At 67.0% G+C, this 4,188-nt stretch carries 5 protein-coding genes; 1 reads left to right on the forward strand and 4 read right to left on the reverse strand.

What is annotated here, in order from left to right; genetic code table 11:
- From VD972_RS04165 to VD972_RS04180, 4 genes are all read right to left on the reverse strand, one after another.
- Positions 1-447, reverse strand: a 447-nt coding sequence (locus VD972_RS04165) for a sigma-70 family RNA polymerase sigma factor (RefSeq protein WP_324981084.1), incomplete at its 3' end; no start/stop codon positions are given.
- 339 nt (positions 448-786) lie between these two features.
- On the reverse strand, positions 787-1,233 hold the full coding sequence (locus VD972_RS04170) for a CoA-binding protein (RefSeq protein WP_324981087.1): 447 nt from the start codon (positions 1,231-1,233) through the stop codon (positions 787-789).
- Positions 1,230-2,132: a hypothetical protein gene (locus VD972_RS04175; protein ID WP_324981090.1), complete on the reverse strand. Its 903-nt coding sequence runs from the start codon at positions 2,130-2,132 to the stop codon at positions 1,230-1,232. The genes VD972_RS04170 and VD972_RS04175 overlap by 4 nt, the downstream gene beginning before the upstream one ends.
- 59 nt (positions 2,133-2,191) lie before the next feature.
- A complete protein-coding gene (locus VD972_RS04180) occupies positions 2,192-2,509 on the reverse strand; it encodes a DUF2795 domain-containing protein (protein ID WP_324981093.1) in 318 nt (105 codons plus the stop codon).
- Between the two features lie 180 nt (positions 2,510-2,689).
- Between VD972_RS04180 and VD972_RS04185 the strand changes: the two genes are divergently transcribed.
- Positions 2,690-4,188 (forward strand): YiiX/YebB-like N1pC/P60 family cysteine hydrolase (locus VD972_RS04185; protein WP_324981096.1); only part of this gene is annotated, 1,499 nt, incomplete at its 3' end.

Here is a 4,188-nt window from a genome sequence, read left to right on the forward strand (position 1 = left end):
GGCGTCTCCGGCGCCCAGCTTCTCCAGCTCGCGGCGCGTGCGGGCCAGCGAGAAGAAGAGCTTGCGCTGGGCCTGGGTCGTCCCGAGCTTCACGAGGGACCAGCTCTTCAGGATGTAGTTCTGGATGTACGCGCGGATCCACCACACGGCGTAGGAGATAAGGCGGATGCCCTTGTCCGGGTCGAACTTCTGCACGGCCTTCATCAGGCCGATGTTGGCCTCCTGGATGAGGTCGCTCACGCGGATGCCGTAGGAGCGGTACTCGTAGGAGACCTTCACGGCGAAGCGCAGGTTGGCCGTCACGAGCTGGTGACCGGCCTGGTAGTCGCCATCGCGGAAGCGCCGCGCCAGGGCCTGCTCCTGCTGCACGGTGAGCAGCGGGTACTTGCTGATCTCGGAGAGGTAGGTGGAGAGAGAGTCGGGGGAAGACAGAGAGGAGGTCTGCATGGTGTCCCTCGGGGGCGAAAAGAGGACAGGGGAGACTGCGCTGAACCGCTTGCGCAGACCCTATAAGCAAGGCGGAAGCCAACGCCCGAGTGGGGCTAAGTCTCAGGAATTACAGCCACTTGCCGCAGGACCCAGGCGTGATTAGGGCAGAAGTGCAGTAACTTTTTCAGGCTCGCTCACTAGCCCTTGTGGCACGAATTCCGGTGGGATGATGTCGTAGGATCAGCGCGAGGCTGAAAAGCGAGGGTTCAGAGCCTCTCAACGGGTGCTGACTGGCCTACGACTACGCCACGGGTTCCGAGCCTGGAGGAGGGGCCTCTCACGGGTGAGGCCCGCGCCTCACCCCAGGATCGCGTAGCGGCGGTGCTCCACCATCAGGCACCGGTCCTGCACCACCTGGATGCCCGCCTTCGCCAGCTTCTCAGCCGCCGCGTCGTTGCGGATGCCCGACTGGAACCACACCGCCTTCGGCTTCTTCGCGAGGATGTCCTCCACGTGCTGGTCGATGTCCTGAGGCCGCCGGAACACGTCCACCAGGTCAATCTCCCCCGGAACATCCACCAGCCGCCGGTACACCGGCTTGCCCAGGATCTGCGTCACCTCCGGGTAGTACACGGGCACCGGCACCACCTCCACCCCTGCCCGCGAGAGGTACTCCGGCACGTAGAAGGCCGCCTGCCCCGAGTGCTGCTCCGTCTTGATCCCCAGCACCGCCACCCGCTTCGCGCTCTTCACCAGCCGCTCGACGCCCGCATCGTTCTCGATCAGGTTTTCCTGGAAGTTCATCGTCGCGCCTCCTCCAGCAGCTCCAGCTTCGTCTGTGTCGCGAGCGTCCATGTAGCGTCTCCCACCTTCACGCGCACGCTCAGAGTGCGTCGCATCGGCACGAAGTAGCCCCGCGCCACCACCTGCTCGCCCTCGCACGTCACGCCGGGAGTCAGCTCCGGGCCCCCCGCCTCTTCCACCACCTCGCGCAGCTCCGAGGGCGCGTCCTCAGGCACCCCGTCCAGGCACTTCAAGCTCAGCACCAGCGCGTCCCCCTGGTCCGTCAGCTCCGTCCCCGTCACCGTGCGCTGCAGCAGGTAGCGCACCTCGCCCTCCGCCGTGGAGAACCCCTCCACCGCCCAGGTGTGCTGCCCCACCATGAGGTTGCGCTGGAGCAGCCCGCCGTACTTCGCCTCCCACTCTCGACGGGTCCGCACCTCCAGGGCCTCCGGTGAGAAGAAGGCCTCCAGCGCCCCTGTCTGCTGCCCTGCTGGCACCCCCTGACGCAGGGCCTTCAACCCCTCGTCCGCGTTGAGCACCTTCACGAAGGCCCCATCCGCCGCCAGCCGCACCCGCAGTGGAAAGCGCGTGAGCACCTCGTCCACCACCGTCTCCACCGGCGTCCCGCCGCGCGTCATCCGCGCACGCGCCACCGTCTGGGCGAGCTGCCAGCCGCTCTCAGCCGGAGTGAAGTGCGTCACGGTGGTCATCTCCGCCTCCTCGGACTGCCGAGCGCCGCCCCGCTCCACCGTCCGGGTCATCTGCACCCGCTCGGTCATGGCCCGATCCACCGGGGGCCGGAAGTCGAGCCGCACCGGCAGCGGAGCCCCGGCCTCGGGCACCAGGGAGGAGGCGGGCTTCGTACAGCCAGCCAGCACCACGGCACAGCAGAGCCAGGTCAGTCTTCGGCGGAGGCGCATACGGCCGCGAACGCTGGCAGAAAGCGCCAGCGCTCGCGAGCCCCTTTCACTGTCTTCGCTCAAGGGTGACGGGTATGCCCCTCCGGGGCGTTCTCCACCAGGTCCCGGCCGATGTTCCGCCGATCCCTGTCCACCCCGTCGTCATCCGAGTGCCCCCCGCTGGCGAACCGCCGCGCCGCCTCGGAGAGATCTCGCATCACCTCTTCCTTGGATTCGTAGCGCGTGCGCGGCAGGAACTTGAGGACATTGATGATGTCCGGGGGCGCATCATTGTCCGCGGCCGCCTTCACGAGCTGCTCACGCCACACCGGGTACTCCACCGCGTCCAGGTGCGTGGGGATCGACCGCGACGGGTCCTCCGCCTGTCCGTAAGCCATTGCTGCTCTGCCTTTCTGCCCGGTTTTCCAGTCCGGGCGCTTTCCTGGAAGCTGGGGACGATTCGGACTCCCGACCACCCGAGGCGACACAGCCCGCACCGCTCACCGGCCAGGCAGCCAACCATCCCTGGTCCCTTCCTGAGGTAGATTGGCCCCGCTTCCGCTCCTCTTGGAGATCCGATGCTCGCAACCGCTCTGCTCCTGACCCAGCTCACGCTCGCTGGCTCCCCTCCCCCCCAAGCTTCGCCCCCCGCCCCTGCACCCGCGGAGGCCTCGGAAAGCTCGGGCAACATCTATGACTGGGACGACGAGGCCTTCGTGGCCCAGGCCCAGTCCGATCTGGAGGCGCTCCAGCGCTACGCCAACGGCCTGCGGGGCCTGCAGGACCAGATCAAGAAGAACCTGTCGCTCTACAACCACAAGCAGGAGATCCCCTACTCGCCGGAGCAGAAGCACACCCTGCTCACCACCTGGGCGGCCTTCTTCGACTACTTCGCCTCCACGGAGCTCATCCGCCAGCGCTACTGGGACTTCGTGAAGGTGCCCTCCCTCACGAAGCCGAAGAAGCACGCCTGGGGCTTCCTCCTCACGCACGGGGCGCTGACCACCATCCTCGCCCATGGGCTCACCTACGCGGAGCTCACCAACGGGCGCAAGCAGCTCGAGGTGCTCCTGGATGAGCCCTCGCCCGACTACGGCCTGCCCGAGCGCGCCTTCGCCCGCTTCAAGGAGAAGGTCATCCACGTCTCCACGGCCACCCAGCTCTACACCGGAGACACCTACCGGGAGCAGCTCCGGCTCATCCTGTCGAAGTCCGGCGCGCTCGACTTCAAGCTGACCTCCTGGGTCCTCAAGGAGATGAAGGAGAACTCCAAGGTGGCCAAGGGCAAGCTCCTCAAGCGCGGCCCCGCCTTCTTCACCACGGCGGCCAAGGACATCGTCGTGGACTCCACCTCGCGCGCCATCTTCCCCGTGCAGAAGAACGTGGCGGAGTGGCTGGGCGACACCCGCGTGCGGCGCAAGGGCCAGCCGCTCATCTCCCGCGAGCAGGTCTTCAAAGTCCTGGAGAAGATGGAGCCGGGCGACATCATCGTGGCCCGGCAGAACTGGTACCTCTCCAACATCGGCCTGCCGGGCTTCTGGCCGCATGCCGAGCTGTACGTGGGCACGCCGGAGCTCGTCTCGGCCTACTTCGATGGAGACGCGGAGGTGAAGACGTGGCTGGCCACCCTGCCCGGCCAGCCGAAGACGCTCGCCGAGTACCTCTCCCGCCAGTTCCCCGCGAAGTGGGCCCTGTACACCGGCAAGGACGAGCACGGCGATCCCATCCGCATCATCGAGGCCATCAGCGAGGGTGTCTCCTTCACGGGCCCCGAGCACGGCATGCGCGTGGACTACATGGGCGTCATGCGGCCGCGGCTGTCCAAGAAGGACAAGGCCCAGGCCATCATCCGCGCCTTCACGTACCAGGGCCGTCCTTACGACTTCAACTTCGACTTCTTCTCGGACGGCGCGCTCGTCTGCACGGAGCTGGTCTTCAAGTGCTATGCGCCCTCCCCCACCTTCAGGGGCGTCCGGTTGCCCCTGGTCAGCGTGGCGGGGCGGATGACGCTGCCGGCGAACGACATCGTCCGGCAGTTCGACGAGGAGCTCGACCGGCCGGACCGCCAGCTGGACTT

Source organism: Hyalangium sp. (genome assembly GCF_035629615.1).
Taxonomy (GTDB): domain Bacteria; phylum Myxococcota; class Myxococcia; order Myxococcales; family Myxococcaceae; genus Hyalangium.